Source organism: Psychrobacter sp. FDAARGOS_221 (genome assembly GCF_002313155.2).
GTDB lineage: Bacteria > Pseudomonadota > Gammaproteobacteria > Pseudomonadales > Moraxellaceae > Psychrobacter.
Map to the genome: position 1 here is coordinate 2,671,144 of NZ_NWFK02000001.1, position 19,366 is coordinate 2,690,509.

Annotated in this window: 14 protein-coding genes; 5 read left to right on the forward strand and 9 right to left on the reverse strand. The window is 44.0% G+C overall.

The window, feature by feature from the left end; all coding sequences use genetic code 11:
- Window positions 1–214: 214 nt before the first annotated feature.
- The gene (asd, locus tag A6J60_RS11250) at window positions 215–1,357 is read right to left on the reverse strand and encodes an aspartate-semialdehyde dehydrogenase (RefSeq protein ID WP_096066073.1); all 1,143 of its coding nucleotides are present in this window, start codon (window positions 1,355–1,357) and stop codon (window positions 215–217) included.
- Between the two features lie 453 nt (window positions 1,358–1,810).
- On the opposite strand from asd, the gene A6J60_RS11255 reads away from it, so the two are divergent.
- A complete protein-coding gene (locus A6J60_RS11255; protein WP_096066074.1) occupies window positions 1,811–2,926 on the forward strand; it encodes an endonuclease/exonuclease/phosphatase family protein in 1,116 nt (371 codons plus the stop codon).
- Window positions 2,927–3,322: 396 nt separating this feature from the next.
- On the opposite strand, the gene A6J60_RS11260 is transcribed toward A6J60_RS11255, so the two are convergent.
- The 4 genes from A6J60_RS11260 to rodA all read right to left on the reverse strand — a co-directional run bounded on the left by A6J60_RS11260 (window position 3,323) and on the right by rodA (window position 8,340).
- Window positions 3,323–4,621 carry a glycosyltransferase family 4 protein gene (locus tag A6J60_RS11260; protein ID WP_096066075.1) on the reverse strand — a complete coding sequence of 433 codons (1,299 nt, stop codon included), beginning with the start codon at window positions 4,619–4,621 and terminating at the stop codon, window positions 3,323–3,325.
- A gap of 229 nt (window positions 4,622–4,850) precedes the next feature.
- The gene (locus A6J60_RS11265; RefSeq protein WP_096066076.1) at window positions 4,851–5,705 is read right to left on the reverse strand and encodes a TIGR03915 family putative DNA repair protein; all 855 of its coding nucleotides are present in this window, start codon (window positions 5,703–5,705) and stop codon (window positions 4,851–4,853) included.
- 33 nt (window positions 5,706–5,738) lie between these two features.
- A complete protein-coding gene (locus tag A6J60_RS11270; protein ID WP_096066077.1) occupies window positions 5,739–7,007 on the reverse strand; it encodes a putative DNA modification/repair radical SAM protein in 1,269 nt (422 codons plus the stop codon).
- Between the two features lie 190 nt (window positions 7,008–7,197).
- A complete protein-coding gene (gene rodA / locus A6J60_RS11275; protein WP_096066078.1) occupies window positions 7,198–8,340 on the reverse strand; it encodes a rod shape-determining protein RodA in 1,143 nt (380 codons plus the stop codon).
- A gap of 560 nt (window positions 8,341–8,900) precedes the next feature.
- On the opposite strand from rodA, the gene A6J60_RS11280 reads away from it, so the two are divergent.
- Window positions 8,901–9,485, forward strand: a complete 585-nt coding sequence (locus tag A6J60_RS11280) for a hypothetical protein (protein ID WP_127891448.1) — start codon at window positions 8,901–8,903, stop codon at window positions 9,483–9,485.
- 142 nt (window positions 9,486–9,627) lie between these two features.
- Here A6J60_RS11280 and A6J60_RS11285 read toward each other — a convergent pair whose 3' ends face one another.
- Both A6J60_RS11285 and A6J60_RS11290 read right to left on the reverse strand, forming a co-directional pair.
- The gene (locus A6J60_RS11285) at window positions 9,628–11,142 is read right to left on the reverse strand and encodes a M16 family metallopeptidase (RefSeq protein WP_096066080.1); all 1,515 of its coding nucleotides are present in this window, start codon (window positions 11,140–11,142) and stop codon (window positions 9,628–9,630) included.
- Window positions 11,143–11,189: 47 nt separating this feature from the next.
- The gene (locus tag A6J60_RS11290) at window positions 11,190–12,755 is read right to left on the reverse strand and encodes a M16 family metallopeptidase (protein ID WP_096066081.1); all 1,566 of its coding nucleotides are present in this window, start codon (window positions 12,753–12,755) and stop codon (window positions 11,190–11,192) included.
- A gap of 513 nt (window positions 12,756–13,268) precedes the next feature.
- Here A6J60_RS11290 and mnmG point away from each other — a divergent pair.
- From mnmG to A6J60_RS11305, 3 genes are all read left to right on the forward strand, one after another.
- Window positions 13,269–15,164 (forward strand): tRNA uridine-5-carboxymethylaminomethyl(34) synthesis enzyme MnmG, encoded by a 1,896-nt coding sequence (gene mnmG, locus A6J60_RS11295; RefSeq protein ID WP_096066571.1) that lies wholly within the window; start codon window positions 13,269–13,271, stop codon window positions 15,162–15,164.
- A gap of 216 nt (window positions 15,165–15,380) precedes the next feature.
- Window positions 15,381–16,364 carry an AEC family transporter gene (locus A6J60_RS11300; RefSeq protein ID WP_096066082.1) on the forward strand — a complete coding sequence of 328 codons (984 nt, stop codon included), beginning with the start codon at window positions 15,381–15,383 and terminating at the stop codon, window positions 16,362–16,364.
- Window positions 16,365–16,556: 192 nt separating this feature from the next.
- On the forward strand, window positions 16,557–16,907 hold the full coding sequence (locus tag A6J60_RS11305; RefSeq protein WP_096066083.1) for a hypothetical protein: 351 nt from the start codon (window positions 16,557–16,559) through the stop codon (window positions 16,905–16,907).
- 94 nt (window positions 16,908–17,001) lie between these two features.
- Here the strand turns inward: A6J60_RS11305 and A6J60_RS11310 are convergent, their stop codons facing one another.
- Together A6J60_RS11310 and A6J60_RS11315 are read right to left on the reverse strand one after the other, a co-directional pair.
- A complete protein-coding gene (locus tag A6J60_RS11310) occupies window positions 17,002–18,000 on the reverse strand; it encodes an LLM class flavin-dependent oxidoreductase (protein ID WP_096066084.1) in 999 nt (332 codons plus the stop codon).
- A 336-nt stretch (window positions 18,001–18,336) separates the two neighbouring features.
- Window positions 18,337–19,272 (reverse strand): LysR substrate-binding domain-containing protein, encoded by a 936-nt coding sequence (locus A6J60_RS11315; RefSeq protein ID WP_096066085.1) that lies wholly within the window; start codon window positions 19,270–19,272, stop codon window positions 18,337–18,339.
- Window positions 19,273–19,366: the final 94 nt, after the last annotated feature.

The window sequence follows — 19,366 nt, forward strand, 5'->3', positions numbered from 1 at the left end:
ATATCTATTAATGACTTACAAAAACCTCAGTAACTTTACTGAGGTTTTTTATTTTTAGTTCAAAAATATGACAGCTTAACGCTCAAAGTTAGGAGTTAAGACAAAACTCTAGTGCTTAATTAAAATGACAAATAATAAATCGAATAAAAAAATAGCCCTGCAAATCAGCAGGGCTATTTTTATGAAGTTAACAAGCTAATGAATTAGTGAATGCTTATTTGGCTTCACGAACAATGTTCAACATACGGCGTAATGGCTCTGCAGCACCCCATAACAGCTGATCACCGACCGTAAAGGCGCTTAGGTACTCAGGACCCATATTCAGCTTACGCATGCGGCCTAGGGCGATGGTTAGCGTACCAGTAACAGCAACTGGCGTTAAACGCTGCATAGTCGCTTCTTTATCATCTTCAACGAAGTCTAGCCATTCGTTGCCACTATTTTTTAGGGCGTCTTCGATTTCTTCAAGAGGGATGTCTTTTTTCAGCTTAATGGTTAAGCCTTGAGCGTGACAGCGCATAGAACCAACACGTACACAAATACCATCAATTGGAATGATATCAGCACCGGTATTGTTTAAGATTTTATTGGTTTCAACGCCGCCTTTCCATTCTTCACGCGACTGCTTGTTTTCAAGTTGGCTATCAATATAAGGAATCAAGCTGCCTGCAAGGGGCACACCAAAGTATTGAGTTGGGAAGTCGCCACTGCGCTGAGTGTCAGCGATTTTTTTGTCAATCGCCAAAATAGCGCTGGCAGGATCAGCAAGTTCGTCTGCCACAGAGTCATGCAGTTGACCCATGCCACTGATTAGCTCACGCATATTGTTAGCGCCTGAGCCACTGGCTGCTTGATAGGTCATAGCCGATACCCACTCAACCCAACCGCGGTTAAACAGTTCACCAATGGCCATCAGCATTAATGAGACGGTACAGTTGCCGCCAATAAAGTCTTTCTTGCCATTTTTAACGGCATCATCAATCACATTACGGTTCACTGGGTCTAAAATAATAATACTTTCATCGGCCATGCGCAGGCTGCTGGCGGCATCAATCCAGTAACCATCCCAGCCAGACTCACGTAGTGGACCATGTACGGCAGAGGTATAGTCACCGCCTTGACAGGTTATAATGACGTCACAGGTACTTAGTGCTTCAATATCATGCGCATCTTTTAACTTGGCATTGGCCTCAGTATGGGTAACACCCTCAAAGCTTGGTGCATCACCGCCAGTATTACTGGTAGAGAAGAAAATAGGTGTAATATTTGCAAAATCATTTTCTTCTACCATACGTTGCATCAGCACAGAACCAACCATGCCACGCCATCCAACAAGACCCACTTGTAATTGACTCATGAAAATACCTCTTGTGTAGTGAATAAATATATTAAGTAATTATCCTTACTTTAATCCCTTTTTTGCTTTAGTATTTATCACAATCAAACAAATAATCGAAATCAGATTGTTCAAAACCATTAAAAGCAGTACGCCCTAAATATTTAAATTTGCGCAACCAATTACATTGCCTTGATATGAGATAAAAAGCAATAGGTGGCTGTTAATTTTTGACATTTTTTTTGATGATACTCATGTATTGATACTGATGTACGGGTGTTCATGTATTGATAGCTATTTCATGTGTTGATATTAAAGACAGTAACCGCTGTCTGTCATATACAGACATTAATGCCTATCAACAACTAATTGACTCATCAGACTGATTAGATTATCTGTTTTATGACTATAAAATTTGAAGCTGTTCAATAATTGTTTACAATAGGTCTTATCACTCTTGTCCGCCGAGGTTGTATGCTTGATTATATTTATCTGGCCAGTCAGATATGTGCAGGACTGGTTGTATTTATCACTGTCTGGGGCTGGTTGCCTTTAGATAACTGGTGGGTGCGTGGTGTCGATTTTCCAAGAATCCAGATTTTAGTGGTTGGAATTATCAGCCTCATTGCTTTATTGCTACTGACACCGCAGTGGCAAGGCCTAGAGATTGGCTTGCTATTGGCATTATTGGTGTCTATTGGGTTCCAATTACGTATGGTGTTGCCTTATACCATATTTTGGCCTAAGCAGGTGCATCACGCGACCGAAATGGACAACCCTGTACAATTAAAGTTGATGGTATCTAATGTATTGACGCCGAATGATAATACTCAAGCATTGGTAGACTTAGTACAACAAAAACAACCGGATATATTAATTACCTTAGAGTCCGACCTTAAGTGGCAACAGGCGCTGAGCGTTATAGAGCCGGACTATCCTTATAATGTGAAGGTGCCATTAGATAACCTATATGGCATGCATTTATACTCAAAGATTGAGCTAATCGATCCGCAGGTAAAATATCTGCTGGTTGATGACATTCCCTCCATTCATACTCAAATACGTCTGTCTAATGGTGAGGTAGTCTGGCTATACTGCTTGCATCCAATGCCGCCAAGCCCGACCGAAGCGGATAAATCGACCACACGTGATGCAGAGCTATTACTGGTCGGTAATCATATTAAACAAAACCAGCAAGTGGCTATTTTGGCCGGTGACTTAAATGATGTGGCTTGGTCAAAGACCACACGTATGTTCCAGCGCATCTCAGGATTACTAGATCCTCGAGTGGGTCGTTTTTTTGTTAATACCTTTCACGTCAATTATCCTTTTTTGCGCTGGGCATTAGACCATATTTTTCATAGTCCTTGCTTTACCTTGGTGGATATTGAGCGCTTGCCATCGATTGGATCGGATCACTTCCCAGTGATGACCACTTTGCAATTTGAACCTTGCGCACGTTCAGAGCAGTCTGAAAATGCAGTCACTGCCAGTAAGCAAGATGAAGAAGAGAGTCGTCAAAAGGTGTCTGAGGGTAGAGAAGAGGGGCGTAAAATGTCGCAGGAACATGCCGAAGAAAACAATTCTTGAGAGTAATAATTATTAACGACGATTATTTTGGAAGTACACTTAAAAACAACAGGCAAGAAAAAACCCAAGCCTAGGGCAGAGACTTGGGTCTTGGGGGCGCGATTTTATTATTATTATTTTCCTTTATTGGCTCATCCTAAGCCGACTTAATGACACTTTTGTTAACGTTATTCATTCTACAGGGCAATAAAATCAATAACGAGTGCTGCAAATCCTAACAGCTTAACGGTGTCACTAACACAACACTGCTATCCTTGCTATCCATGTGTTGATGAGTCTATTGTATGTTGAATGAGGGTGGGTAGCTAGCGGCTAAAAGCCCATTTTTGCGTAAGCATTTGCTTACAGAGTTTAATTAGGCTCTGGATGCTGTTGAGGATATTTAGTTTGCCGCTGCTATTGAGGGCGTTTGGTGTGCTGTTGTTTGGGATGCTGCTGTTTAGAACTCTGACCTTTGGGAACTGGCGGGTTTAACGCATCAGTTTTAGCGGGTTGCGATGGCGTCTTGCGTTTTGCATCTGGGATAGGTTTTAAGCGATTGGTCTCGAAGGGTATGTGCACTTTAGCTTCTAACTGCTTGGTTTGGTACAAGATATTATAGACATCCATCGTCTCTTCAATCATCTGCTGCATGGTAAATAAATCAGTAATGGATGGTCGCATCACGTTTTCTAACTGATTACGAATTACCTTACATAGTGCTCTAGCGTTGTATTCTTTGACTAAGCCTTGAGGATATAGAGGCTTTAAAATCTCACGAAAGGCTGCCTTATTCCAGCCAACCACAGGAGTGCCTAAGTGGATGGCCTGTAACACATTAATACCAATTGATTCTGGCTGATTGGCCAAGCCCAATACGACATTGGCCGCTGCCAGCCATTCACGCATGTCATTGTGCTTTGAGCCAATGAAGGTAAATCTATCCTCTAACTCAAGAGCATAAATACGCTGCTTAAACTCTTCGTGAATCACATCAGATCGCGACGCTTCATCCATGATAATAATATGCAGGTTTGGGAACTGTTCACAAAGGTTACCGACAATATCAATCAGCCATTCTTGACCATATTCTTGACCGATAACGGTTGGAAACAGCAGCCATTTTTTATGCTCTAGCTCAGGATATTCAGCAAAAGTGCGACGAAGCCAGTACACCGAAGGGTTGTAGCGATACGGAAAGCTGCGGGTATCAACGCCACGATAAATACGAATAATAGATTTTGGTGGCGATTTGAGGTCTTTTAGATGGCTCATCAGATAGTCTCTGACACTATCAGATACCGTAATCAGGCGATCAACGTTAAGTAGAGCGCGTGAGTAGTTATTGACTTGATAAAAGCCGTACATGGTCGAGACCAGCTTCGGTTTCTGCTTTAGCGTTGCACCACGTAATGCCCAATGCAAAATCCAGGCCGGGGTGCGTGAGTGCACATGAATGATATCGGGCTGATATTTTTCAATTAATCGGCGCAGTGGCAGGATTTGGCGCAATGACAGCCATGACTTTTTCTCTAATGACAGCTGGTGGTAAATATTGCCATCGCGCTGTAAGCGTTTGACCAAGTCATGCTCTGTATCTGCTGAGGAGATAATAATCGAGGTGTGGTCGCGTTTCACCAGGGCACGGCCAAGATGGAAGATACCACGCTCGGATTCATCGTGCTTTAAGGAGGATAGCAAGCGCATGACTTTCATAAGGGCAATCGGACTTAATCAGTGATAAGTGTAAATCGAAACGGTGGCATATTGTCAGTGAAAATGACGAAAAAAACAATACAAAGACGCGACTATGACACGACTATAAATGACACGACAATAAAAGATATCAGCGATATCAATAATGAGGCTAATGATACACGCATCATAACATGTTATAAACGTTAGAATGAGCCGCGGCTATCAATCTTGAATAGTTCAACCTGTACTAACGCCGTTTAGCAAGATGCTCAGCATTGGGTAACACCTGCTTTTCGCTCAAATACTTCCAATAACGCTGCGGTAGATACTGCTTATGTAGGCGTGGGTTTTTGCGCTCGCTGATGGTGACATTAGCAAAGTACCCTTGCCAAAACTGCTGATAGCGCTTTTCGTGCTCACTATAAACGCTGGCAGGATTGCGAATCACTTGCTCGTCAATATCGACAATGGTTTGTAGCGGTGCTGGTTTATTACCGACCGCTTGGGTTTTGTCATAAAAGATACCATAGCCGCGGTAGATATCATAAATCGCCCATTGTTGGTCTTGATAACGTTGGCGAAAGTGAGGGCCAATCAGCGGCAGCACATTAAAGTCAGGCTCAATACGTGCAAAATAAACATCATCTTCAGTGTGCTCAAAGCGTACAAATGCCTCCATCCGATGCTTTTCTCGGCCGACAGACTTAACGGTCTGAGCCAGTTCAAGCACATCGAGATTGCCTAAATCTTGTAGTACCTGACGATGTGGGTAGTCAAGGGCGTATTTAACTACTTTGAACAAGGTATTGGAAATACCCTCCTTTTCGGATAAAAACCCCCACAGAATTTGACGCATACCTGAGCGACCCAACATGTCGTTGAGCTTGGTTAGCACCCGCTGTGCTTTATAATCATCGGTAGTGACATAAGTTGCGGTATCGATGAGCGAGGGCGTGTAATGATTACTGTCTGTTACCCACAGATAGTCTTGACGCTGCAGCTTGTGCTCATAGATATAAAAAACAGCACTTAGCCATCCCTCAAAGCTGGGCTCATGCACGATAATGGTTGGCGGGACATGACTTAGTTGAGTGCTGCTCATAACCAATGCTCTGTAAACATTAAAAGTAAGCGATTAAAATAAGCTCAATTGACCATTGCGTTGGTCATTAAACTTGGTTTGAGTATGCGATAGAACAAACTGGCGAAAGTTGTCTTTGGTGAGATGTGCTAAGTGTTCATTTTTGCCCGTAGTGGCAATAAAGAACTTGGCACGATTGACTGCGGCGCCCATTTTTTTCAAATGCTCTAAGGTGATTTGATTAAACTTGCGCGCTTTAATAATCTTCTTAGCAGTTTTAACCCCAATACCAGGAATACGCAAAATTGACTCATAAGGTGCGTGCTGAATATTTACTGGGAAATGCTCACGATGACGGATGGCCCAGGCCAGCTTAGGGTCACATTCTAAGTCCAAAAATGGCTGATCAGGCTCAACAATTTCATGCGCACCAAAGCCATAAAAGCGCATTAACCAATCTGCTTGATACAGACGATTTTCTCTCACCATGGGCACAGGCGTGCCAATGGCAGGCAGGCGACTGTCCGAAAGCATGGGCACATAGCCTGAGTAATAAACCCGTTTTAGATTATATTTTTGATAAAAATGACTCGATAACTGAATCACTTGTAGATCGGTTTCATTACTGGCGCCCACGATCATCTGACTGGTTTGACCGGCGGGGGTGAACTTAGGCGCAGATTTGTGCTTTTTACGGCTTTCTTTAATGGTAATGATTTCTTCTTTTACTGTTTGCATTGGCGCTTGCAGCTGCGCATGATCTTTTTCTGGCGCAAGCAAGGCCAGCCCAGATTTGGTAGGAATCTCAATATTGGCGCTGAGACGATCGGCATAAAGGCCGGCTTGATATAGCAGCTCTTTGCTGGCGCCAGGAATGGTTTTTAGATGGATATAGCCATTGAAACGTTCACGGGTGCGCAACAGTTTAGCGACCTCAACCAAGCGTTCCATGGTGTGATCGGCATCTTTGAAGATACCAGAGCTTAAAAACAGCCCCTCAATATAGTTGCGTCGATAAAACTGCATGGTCAGCTCGACCACTTCTTCAACCGTAAAAGCGGCGCGTGGGGTGTCATTACTGCGTCTAGACGTACAATAAGCACAGTCATAAATACAGTGATTGGTCAGTAAAATCTTCAATAAGCTAACACAGCGGCCATCTTCTGTATAACTGTGGCAAATGCCGGATTTTGACGCATCACCAAGTGCACCGCCTTGGTTTTTGCGGTTGCTGCCAGAGGAGGAGCAAGACACGTCATATTTGGCCGCATCGGCTAGAATATTCAGTTTGCCTTGTAGTCGCTCGTAATTGATTGAACTCATACGCCCAATGTCTCCATAAGCTATTAGATAAGCTACGATAGCTAATCTGTTATGGTAACAAACTTAGGCGTAAAAATGAGGCAGTCGCTGACGCTAAGCGACAGTCAGTGTCGTAAATTTTTATACGCTGGGAAAGCGTTCGTCAGGCAAGTGCCGGCTAGGCTAGTGTTAGTTAAACAATGGCTAACAGCTATTTCGTATTATGGGTATAGACAGACATCAACAGCCCAAATCCAGCCATTAAGGTAATCACGGCCGTTCCGCCGTAACTGATTAAGGGTAGAGGAACACCAACCACCGGTAGGATACCGCTTACCATGCCGATATTAACAAATACGTAGACGAAAAATGACAAGGTAATAGCCCCAGCTAACAGTCTGCCATAAGTGTTGCTGTGTATCGAGGCAATGAATAAAGAGCGCGCTAAAATACAGGCGTATAGGAAAATAAGCACACATACCCCAATCAGACCAAACTCTTCAGAGAAGGCGGCAATGATAAAGTCAGTGTGACCTTCAGGTAAAAAGTGCAAATGCGACTGAGTGCCTTCTAAGTAGCCTTTTCCGCTTAAACCGCCGGCACCAATTGCTGTCTTCGACTGAGTAATGTTCCAGCCCGCCCCAAGCATATCCGCTTCAGGGTTTAACATGGTGAGCACCCGCTGCTTTTGATAATCATGCATCAAAAAGGTCCACAGTGCCCATACCATAGGGATCATCATGGCTACCGCTGAGCCAATCATCCACCACGGCAAACCGGCTAAGAACAATACGAATATCCCACTTGAAGCCACCAACAATGAGGTACCTAAGTCAGGCTGTTTGGCAATGAGTAATACTGGTACCACGATAATCGCCAAAGTGGTGGCGACCGTCGTTAAGTTGGGCGGTAAATCACGGCGGGATAGATACCAGGCACACATCATGGGCAGGCCCAGCTTCATAAACTCAGACGGCTGTACACTACCAAAGCCAGGAATATCAATCCAGCGCTGCGCTCCCATCCGCACTTCACCGATGACCTCGACCAATATCAAAGACACCAATCCAATGACATAAAAAAACGGCGTAAAGTCACGATACATACCAGGCGGTATTTGCGCCATGCCGATCATCACAACCAGTGCGATTAGATAGCTCACCATCTGTCGCACCACCATAGACACATCTTGGGTGGAGGCACTATACAAAATCGCCAGTCCAATAAAGCAAACCGTTAATAGGAGCAGCATTAACCAAGGGTCAATATGAATGCGCTCCCAAATGCTGGGGTTGTCATCTCGTCCAAAGTGGTGAGTTTGCCGAGAAAAACGATACTGTTGTTGCTTTGACATAGGATAGTTTTACGAGTGATAGAAACGGAAGAGTGGGATGTTAACGATGTGAGTAGCAATCGCTTTAAATCGTTTTAAATCGCTTAAGGGGCTATAGTTTAGCGTGACTGAGTCAATTTTGATAGTGGTAATCATTGCCAAATATCAACTTAGCACCAAACCGACTGCCAATCAGTTAAATCAATGAATCTGTTGGTTTTAAATAAGTCAACCTATATTTAGAAAATATTTATGATACTTGTGTTAATTAGGTGTATAATAGGTATAAATATTTAACCCCTATTGCCAAGTTTGTTGTTGTCTAACCCGTGTTTACACAACAGTCTCTAAGTCTTTATTTCATTAAGCCTACTTTAATAACCATTTAATGAGTCACTAGTCAATTAGAAGCCCGTTAATTAGTTATTAATCACTAATGTCATTTAGTATTTGCATTTAACAACCGTAACCAAACCATTTTATGGGCTGACGGCTTATAGGCTATGGATATAAATTGAGCTAAGTGTACCGGATAGACGCAAGGCAAAGGATTATAAATACATTGTTTAAGAGAGTTCCCATTGAGATTAAAAACACCGCTGTATTTAGTATTGTTCATGCCCTTATTGGCAATGACACTAAGCGCATGCAAACCCACTGATACTATCATTAATGATTCGCAAGCCAATGAGTGGCAAGATATCAGTGACATAGGCCTACCAAGAACCACCTTGTCCGGATTTGATCAAGCGGATATCGACGGGCTAGAACTTGAAGGTGATGGGCAATCGTCAACCTTAGGACGCAACAAGGCCAAAACAACATCGTTGGCAGATGACCAAGCCAGACTAAAGTTAGAACAGCCGCAGCAGTGCCCAAAAAGCCTCAATCTAAAAGTGGGTGCGAGGGCTATTGACCTAGAGCATGAAAGATTAGTCACTCAGTACTGCGACTATCAGCTTTATCTGCGCAAAGGACAAACCTTAAATGTGTATAGCAATCAGTCGCAGCTGCATGCCTCATTAGTCAGCCCATTAAGTCATGACTTCGATAATGGTGCAGTGCAGGCTACGGCCGATGATAAGTATACGATTCGTATCGAATATGACGGTGTTGAATATCAGTCAACACCGGTCATCTATGATCTAACGGTTAGTGTCAATTAGCGTCCATAAATTGTCTTAAACGCTTAACCCAATTTAATCTAGACTAGACTCTAGATCTAAGGTTAAGGCAACAATCTATAGCAACTATTGGTGCTTTTTTTACGGGTATTTTTTTATCGATACTTTTTTTACTGGTACCTGCTTACTGGTACTTTTTGAGCACTGAGTCTGACGCAATGTCAGGCTGACCAACCGTCACAATTAACAGCTTATCTGGGGTCAAGGTTTGCTTTAACGTATCATTGACCTGTTGCAAGCCTGTTTTTTCTACTCTCTGAATATATTCCGTGATATAGGTATCAGGCAACTGGTTAAAGTTGAGCATACCTAACATCCCATTGATTCCGGCATTACTCGAAAATCCCATCGGATAACTATTAATCAGGCTCTCTTTGGTTAGTTCAAACTCTTCTGTGCTAATACCTTCTGCGACCGTCTTATCGATGGTGTCCAAGGTTGCTTTAATAGCGTCATCAGCCACTTCATTACGGCTAGAGAATCTAATAGTGTAGGGACCGTTAACCTGCATCGGTGTCATGCTGCCATAAATGCCATAGGTATAGCCTAAGTCCTTACGAACCTTACCCATCAAGCGTGAATGAAAGCCACTGCCTGCCAGCACATCATTACCAATGGCAAACTCAGTATTTTGTTGAATACTGGCTTGATCGGGCTGAATACGATAGCCTTGCTGACCAATCATGACAGAGGTTTGATCACTGTCAAAATCAACATGCACCCATTTGCTGCGCTGTAACGGTTTTGGTGTTGGCAGTTGTGGTGCCGGCTTGCCTTTAGGTAGATCTTTGGTCAAGGTTTCGGCCACTTGCTTGGCTTGCTCTAAGCTTAAATCACCCGTTAGACTTAAGCTGGCATTTTCAGCGACTAGGTAAGTGTCATGGAATCGCTTTAAATCGGCAACATTAATCTTCCCAATAGAGTCAACTTCACCGTAAGAAGAATGTGCATACGGGTGAGTGTCATACAGTGCTTTGTTAAAGGTAGTACTGGCAACATAAGAGGGATTTTGCTGCATTTGCTTTAAGCCAAGAATCTGCTGGGCTTTACTGCGCTCAAGCACTTTTGGGTCAAATCTAGGTTCATTGACTACACTGTTCATCAGTTGCAGTGCAGGGGTTAATTGCTCGTCATCAGATAGGCTGCGCAATCTAACCGCAAACTGATCTTTATAAGCAGCACTGGTCAGCTCAATACCCAATTGTTCTGCGGCAGTGGCATACTCGGTTTCATCCAACTGTTTAGTGCCTTTAGTCAGTTGTCCTGCGACCATGCTGGCTAGACCAAAGCCGCCTTTGCGAATACTCTCATCTCGGGCACTGCCGGCGTTAAAGCGTAAATCGACATCTACGATTGGCAATTGATTTGTCTGAAAGAAGATAACCGGCACGCCATTACTGGTGGTAAAGTGCTGAAACTCAGGAATAGTCATATCCAGCTTTTCATCTTGTTGCAGGCTGGTCAGCTTATCAAGCGCTTTAATCGGCTGAGTAATATCCACATCTTGGGTGCTGTGCTCACCGCTAGGCATAGCGTCAGTTGCAGCCTGCGCTTGTATACTGGCAGTTAAGCTGGTAACAGCAACGGTTGCGGTGAAGAGTGATAGCGTCAGTGGTGATAGTAAACGAGAGGGTTTCATAAATTTTCCGTTAATTATTTTTATCTTTTAAAGTCGAATTGGGCTTTTTAGCGTGATGTCTTGCTAGCGGCTGTCGCTGCATTAGTAGCAGGCTCAATATGCATCACAGTTAAATTATTATTCACTAAATATTTGTCGGCGGTTTTATTAATATCTTGACTGCTTACCTTGGCTAGTTGGTCATTTAAGGTGGTGATTAAGCGATCATCTAGGCCGCGCACTTGCATGTTACCTATGGTATAGGCCTGTCCTGAGACACTGTCTTGTGCGAATACAAAGCCTTTAACCACATTGTTGCGTGCACGGTCGAGCTCTTGCTGACTGATGTTTGCACTTTTTAGCGCATCTATTTGTTTAATAATGGCTTGCTGCGCCTGCTCTAGGCTCACACCTTCACGTGGGGTTGCTTGAATAAAGAATAGCCCGTCGCCACGCTCGTATAAGTTGTAGTCTGTACCGACAGAGGCCAATATGCCTTGCTCACGCACTAGATTTTTTTCAAAGCGGGCAGCAAGTCCGCCGTCAAGTACGAACTGAAGCATCAGTAAGTTATAGGCTTCTTGCTCTGGTAAGTCAGCGACTTTGGCACTGTGCAAGCTAGGCACATTAAAGGCCATCAATAGAGTAGGTACATTCACTGACTCTTGAATCTGTTGTTGTTGATAGCCACGCCAGCCTTTTTGTTGTACGGAAGGACGTTGTGGTAGCTGCTTGCGCTGCAGGTGACCAAAGTAGTGATCTACTTTTGCCATGGTTTGTTCAGGGTCGACGTCACCAACAATCACTAAGGTTGCGTTATTGGGCGCATACCAGGTCTTATACCACTGCTCTAAGTCATCAATCTCGATGCTGCCAATCTCATCCATTGGGCCAATAACAGATTCGCCTTTGGGGCTATTGGGTAGCGCAAGTTTACGGAACTTCTCAAATGAACGTGCCAGTGGGTTGTCATCTGTACGCTGGCGGCGCTCTTCCATCACCACATTACGCTCTTGCTTGAACTCTTGGACGAACTCATCACTGTCAAAGCTTAAGTTGGTCATACGATCCGACTCTAGTTCAAGGGCAAGCGCCAAGCGATTGACAGGGAACATCTCGTAATAGCCAGTGAAGTCATAGCTGGTAAAGGCGTTGTGGTTGCCGCCGAATTTGGCGACTAGGCGATCAAAGTCAGCGCCAGACACCTTCGGAGTGCCTTTGAACATCATGTGCTCAAGGATGTGCGAGATGCCACCTTTGTCCTCTGGCTCATCGGTAGAGCCCACGCGATACCATATTTGAGTCATCACCACTGGAGAGCGGTGGTCCTCTTTGATGATAACTTTTAGACCATTATCAAGCAGATATTCATGACGGCTGTCATCAGCGGTAAACTGGGTGTCAGTTTGCTTGCTATAGCGTCCTTGATGGGCTTGCTCAGTACTAGGTGTTGATTTTGAATTTACGGTTCCATTGCTCTGAGAGGTTTGCAGGCTGGTACAGGCACTTAAGCCAGTGATAAGACCTGCACCAAGCAGGCTGCTGTATAACATTGACTTGAGTCGCTTGCTCGTTAATGAGCTTGGTTGTGATTGGCTGGTAGAAGATGGTTGTGAAGTCTTGTCGTTATTCATGCTGCCCTCGAGGTTTAATGGATAGTTTTATGGGTTTGGTTATTATCGTGTTTGATTGTTAAATGGTTTTAGATGTATGGTTCTTATGATGTCATTAATCTAAGTAGCGTCAATTTAGGTACGTCAGAAATATGAATTAATTTATGTAACGTCAGATAATAAGGCACCCAGGTTACTTAATGAGTATGTTCGATGTAAGAAAATAGTAACTAAATGGTAAAGTATAAGCCTATTGCCGGTTAGACATGGTATAAGTCGGGTGAAATTTGTTATAATTGCCTGTTATTTTAATGTTCTGTGTGTCACCATTTCATTTATATTTTCGTTTTTATCCCCATAATCTATAACGCTACTGCATTTGGTATGCGTAAGGGTTGCCATCAATTTGTTGCACCGATTTATTAATCCATTTATCAATCAATATATTAATCAGTTTATTAACAGTCACCTATTAGCTTAACAGCAGGCGAGGCGTATATGTCATCAACATCATCTACATCACATAGCTCTGGTATCACCTATCCAAAGTCCTATGACGTGGTCGTCATTGGCGGTGGCCATGCTGGGACTGAAGCCGCATTAGCCGCAGCACGCATGGGTGCACAAACCTTATTATTAACCCACAATATCGAAACCCTCGGTCAGATGAGTTGTAACCCAGCCATTGGCGGTATCGGTAAATCTCATTTAGTGCGTGAAATTGATGCATTAGGCGGCGCCATGGCGTTAGCAACCGACAAAGCCGGTATTCAATTTCGAGTATTAAACAGCCGCAAAGGCGCTGCAGTACGTGCCACTCGAGCGCAAGCAGACCGTATTTTGTACAAAGCAGCGATTCGCCATACCTTAGAGAATCAGCCAAATTTGGATCTGTTCCAGCAAGGTGCTGACGATATCTTAGTTGAAAATGGCAAAGCCTGTGCGGTAGTGACCTCAACTGGTATCATCTTTAATACCAAAACTGTGGTGCTGACTTCAGGTACCTTCTTAGGCGGCGTCATTCATATTGGTTTGGATAATTCAAAAGGTGGCCGAGCAGGCGATCAGCCTTCTATTAAGTTGGCTGAGCGCTTACGTGAATTAAAACTGCCAGTGGGACGTTTAAAAACCGGTACCCCAGCACGTATTGATGCCAAAAGCGTTGATTTTAGCGTTATGAAAGTACAGCCAGGCGATACGCCATTGCCGGTGATGAGCTTTATGGGTGATGTGAGCATGCACCCTGAGCAGGTCAATTGCTTTATTACTTATACCAATGAAAAAACGCACGATATCATTCGTAAGCACTTAGACAGATCTCCATTATTTTCAGGCAGCATTGAAGGGGTAGGTCCACGCTATTGTCCATCTATTGAAGACAAAATTCACCGTTTTGCTGACAAAGACAGTCACCAGATCTTTGTGGAGCCTGAAGGCTTAACCACTCATGAGCTGTATCCTAACGGAATCTCAACCAGTCTGCCATTTGATGTACAAATTGAGTTTATCCGTACTATGGCAGGCTTTGAAAACGCGCATATTACGCGTCCAGGCTATGCCATTGAATACGATTATTTCAATCCGCAAAACTTAAAACCAACGCTTGAAACCAAGTCAATTGACAACCTATATTTCGCCGGTCAAATTAACGGTACCACCGGTTATGAAGAGGCCGGTGTACAAGGGTTGCTGGCAGGTGTGAATGCAGCGTTATCAACCCAAGACAATCCGGTAATGGACACCTGGACGCCTCGTCGTGATCAGGCTTATCTAGGGGTGCTGGTTGATGACCTGATTACTCATGGCACAAAAGAGCCGTATCGCATGTTTACCAGCCGTGCCGAATATCGCTTGCTGCTGCGTGAAGACAATGCCGATCAGCGCTTGACTGAAATTGGTCGTAAGCTGGGCTTGGTGGATGACACCCGCTGGGAAGCTTATCAGACTAAGATGGAGTCGATTGCTACAGAATCTGCCCGTCTTAAAGAGCTGTGGGCGACACCTAATAACGAGCTTGGCAAAAAATTCACTGAGCAAACAGGCGAGGTGTTATCAAAAGAAGCGACGGCTTATGACTTACTAAAACGTCCAAAAGTGGGATTTGATGACATCGCGGCTATGACAGGCGCTGATGTGGCCAGTGACGTGGGGGAGCAAATTGAAATCTCAGTCAAATATGCCGGTTACATTGACCGTCAGCAAGAAGATATTGAACAAATGAAGCGTCTTGAGAATACCGAGCTGCCTGAAGACTTTGACTTTAGCGTTGTCTCTGGTCTGTCTAATGAGATTGTGCAAAAACTGCAAGAGATTCGTCCGGCAACCCTAGCACAAGCCAGCCGTATTAGTGGTGTGACGCCTGCTGCTATTCAACTGTTGGGTATGACCTTGAAAAAACAGCGTAAAGCCAGGGCATCACTAGATTCATAGTGGCTTCTTAAAATGGTTGTTTTCTAAACGGTTGTTTTCTAAATAGTTATTTTTTAAATAGTTATTTTTTAAATAGTTATTTTTTAAATAGTTATTTTTGAATCAGCTACTCTCAAACTAAACAGCTTTTGTATTTATGTTATTTGAGTACTTAAGCTGTTTGTTTATCAATAACGACTGTCGCTTCATTACCCACAGTGGAATCAAATCAATATCATGTTAGATGCTATTTTATTTGCCTTAACCATTGTCCTGCCCAACCTAATACTGATGGGGTTGGGCTTTTTTATGCGCAAGCAAGGGCAGGTGAGTAAGGCGTTTATTGATCAAGCATCTAAGCTGGTATTTAATTATGCGCTACCTTGTTTGCTATTTTTTAGCGTGGTTCAAAGCAGCGTCGATTTTAGTGCGCAGCTGCCGTTAATTGTGGCCGGTTTTGTGGTGACCCTGATTTTGTTCTTTGGAGCAGAAGGCTATGCCAAGCTGTTTATTGAGCGTGCAGAAGATAAGGGCGTATTCGTACAAGGCGTGTTTCGTAGTAATATGGCGATTATTGGACTCGCAACGGTCGCCAATGCTTATGGCAAAGAGGGCTTAAGTGTCGGCGCGGTATATATGGGGGTTATCACCTTGGTATTTAATGTACTGGCAGTGATTACCTTAAGTCGCACCTCATTAGAAAGTGAGTCATCATCGGCGTCCAAAGCCAGTCATTATATAATGATGCTGGTCAAAAAAATTATCAGCAATCCGTTAATCATATCGCTATTGGCCGCCTTTGCTTACAAAGCGCTTGATGTCAGTTTGTCCTTACCGCCGCTGCCACAAGTGGTTACTTATACCGGAGAGTTATTGGCAGCATTATCATTACCACTGGCGCTGATTTGTGCAGGGGCTACCATTGATATACGCTCGATGTTGACCTTATCGGGTCTGTCGATGCAAGCCAGTATCGGGCGAATTTTGATTGCACCGATAGTGGCAGTCGCCGTTGGTCTAGGCTTTGGTCTCACGGGGGTGCATATGGGGGTGCTGTTCTTAATGGTAGCATCACCGACGGCTGCGGCCAGCTATGTGATGGCAAAAGCAATGGGTGGTAATGAGGTGTTGGCGGCCAATATTTTGGCATTCACCACGGTGTTTGCGCTGTTTGGTATGGCCATCGGTGCCGCTATTTTACGTGGGCTGGGTTGGATGTAAACGAGGCTACGAGAGGCTAGGTTAGATTTGGCATTGATTTGACAGTGACTTAATAGTGATTTGACAGTGTATAGACATCGCACAGATAAGTTCTATACAGGGTGTCATAGATAGGCTATTATAGCCCACAATATGACAGCTTTATGTCAGCGTATGTGAGGTATCTCAACAATTATTTATAGTGAAATTAATATGATCAACAGCAAAAATATTGCCAAAATGCTGCTAGCCAGTGCTTTATTTTCGACAGCACTGACCGCGCAGGCCATGCCTACCAGTGAGGTCACTTTTGAGTCCGGCAGTAACTGTGGTCATTATGAAGGTGACTTAGCCGGTGGTAGAGTATTCACCCTACAATTGGCCAAAGATCAACAGTTAGTGGTCAGCTCAGATGGGCACGTACAAAGTGTGGTAGACAGCAAGGGCACGGCATTAGAGGACCAAGGCGGTGCAAACTACCGTTATGTTGCTTTGCATTCAGGCACACACCAAATCAAAATGGCAGGCCGTGCTACCAGTAGCGCTGACTTCTGTATCAACTAGTTTTTCCTAATTAGGCAGCTGTCAGCTTTAGTAGCAGTTGCTTGGCCCTAAGCACTGCCTCTCTCTATTCCTGTTACTCCCTCAACTCAAAGTCTTAATTCAAATCAAACAACTCAAGCTGAGGCACTAACTCAAGCGACTGTAAGCGTGCTTGCTGATCGTATATGTTGGCAGTGACCATCAGCTCATCGGGTTTATATTCTTCAATAAAGCGCTGCAGCTGAGGGCGAACCTCATCAACAGAACCAATAAAAGACACCGATAGCGCGTCATCTACCATGGCTTTTTCAGTGGCATTCCAATGAGAATCCATTGACTCTACTGGTTTTGGTACCTGACCGCGTCCGCCACGACGTAAGCGTACAAAGCTTTGTTGTGCCGATGTGAAGTGGTAACGTGCCTCATTACTGTTTTGGGCCAATAATAAGTTAGCAGCAAGCATCACATAAGGTTTGTCTAAATAAATCGAGGACTCAAAGTTGTCACGATAGGTTGCAATAGCCTGACCGAGCATACGTGGTGCAAAGTGTGAGGCGAATGAATAAGGCAGTCCTAACTTGGCGGCAAGCGTGGCACCAAACAGTGAAGAGCCTAATATCCAAATGGGCACATTACTGCCGGCACCTGGAAACGCCTGAACTGGACTGCGATCGGAATCATTGCCTAAGAAAAACAGCAATTCTTGTACATCTTGCGGAAAGCGTTCAGCGTCATGCATTTGACGGCGTAAAGCCTGAAAGGTTGCACCATCGGTTCCAGGAGCGCGTCCCAGTCCTAAATCAATGCGGTCACCGTATAGGGCTTGCAAGGTACCAAATTGTTCAGCAACCACCAATGGCGAGTGGTTAGGCAGCATCACACCGCCTGAGCCAATGCGTATCTTATTAGTTTGTGCGCCGATATGAGACAGCAGCACCGACGTTGCCGCACTGGCAATACCGGGCATATTATGGTGCTCAGCCATCCAATAGCGATTCATACCGATGGCTTCAGCTTTCTGTGCTGTTGCTACCGTGTAAGCCACACCTTCGGCTGTGGTTTTGCCTTCTGGCACTGGTGCTAAGTCTAAAAATGATAGAGGGATTTTATTCATGAGTTATCCAAATTTTAAAATATAGCTTTAATGGTTTGCTAAGTTGTTCTATTTATCTAGTTATAGTTTTAGTAATTAAAGTATTTTGGTAATTAAAAATAATAGGCAAGCGTTAATAACAGAGATGCTTCTCTCAGCATAGCTTTTCAAGTGATGACCAAGTGATAGTTACGCACTGCCAACGCAGGTTAATAATTGATAACACAGTCTATTGACTTAAAAAATAACTGTTAAAAAAATAAGCACCCCTAATAGAGGTGCTTATTTTATTTGTGTGCACTAATACTGTTGTTAATACTAGGATAGGTTACAGCCCAGCGTTAAGCGCTGTTTAAACTAGACCTCAGCGTCAAATTGCTGCTGACACAACTTGATAAATTCTTTACCAAAGTGGCGAATCTCAGCGTCATCACGTACCGCAATCCAACTGGTGAAGCGGCCGAAGAAATCAATTGGTATAGCGGTTAGATTTTGATAATGGCTCGGCTCAAACGCCATCTCCGCGATAATACCAACTCCAAGTCCAGCACCGACATAAGTACTGATTACATCGGCATCAAGTGCGGCCAACACCACTTCTGGCTCAAGACCAGCGTCATGGAAAGTCTTATCAATCGCGCCACGTCCCGTAAAGCCGCCATGATAGGTCACCAATGGATAGCTGGCTAATGTAGGTAGGTCTATTTCATCGAGCTGCGCCAGTTCATGGTCTTTAGGCACGATGACTCGGTGTGACCAATCATAATAACGATAACAGCGCAGATAAGAGTTCTGTAAAAGAGCTTCGGTGGCAATCCCGATATCGGCTTGACCACGAATCACCATATTAGCAATGGTTTGCGGGTCAGCTTGTTGTAGCACCAGCTGTACTTTTGGAAATTCGGCTTTGAACTTTTTGATAATCTCAGGTAACACATAGCGGGCTTGAGTATGCGTGGTAGCCAAGGTCAGTGTACCGGTCTGCGGGTTGTTATAATCTAGGCTGATATTTTCAATGGTGCGAATTTCGGTAAAGATGGCCTCAATGTGCGGTAACAGTGCTTCACCCACAGGGGTTAGACCAGTTAGACGCTTGCCTTGACGCACAAAGACTTCTGCTTTTAATTGGTTTTCAAGCGCAGAGATATGCTTAGATAAACTCGATTGGCTGGTATGAAGTACGGCAGCAGCCTGACTTAAGTTATAGCCGTTAATCACGGTATGCCAGACGGTTTCAAGTTGTTTGAGCTGAATTTGTAAGTGTCTTTGGTTAACGACTACGTCAATTGCCATAAAAATATCCTGTCGCCATCAAGGCTCAAAGGGAGTGTGTGAAAAAGCGGATTTATCGATGTTAGATGCTATTGATTGGATTAATCGAGCATTA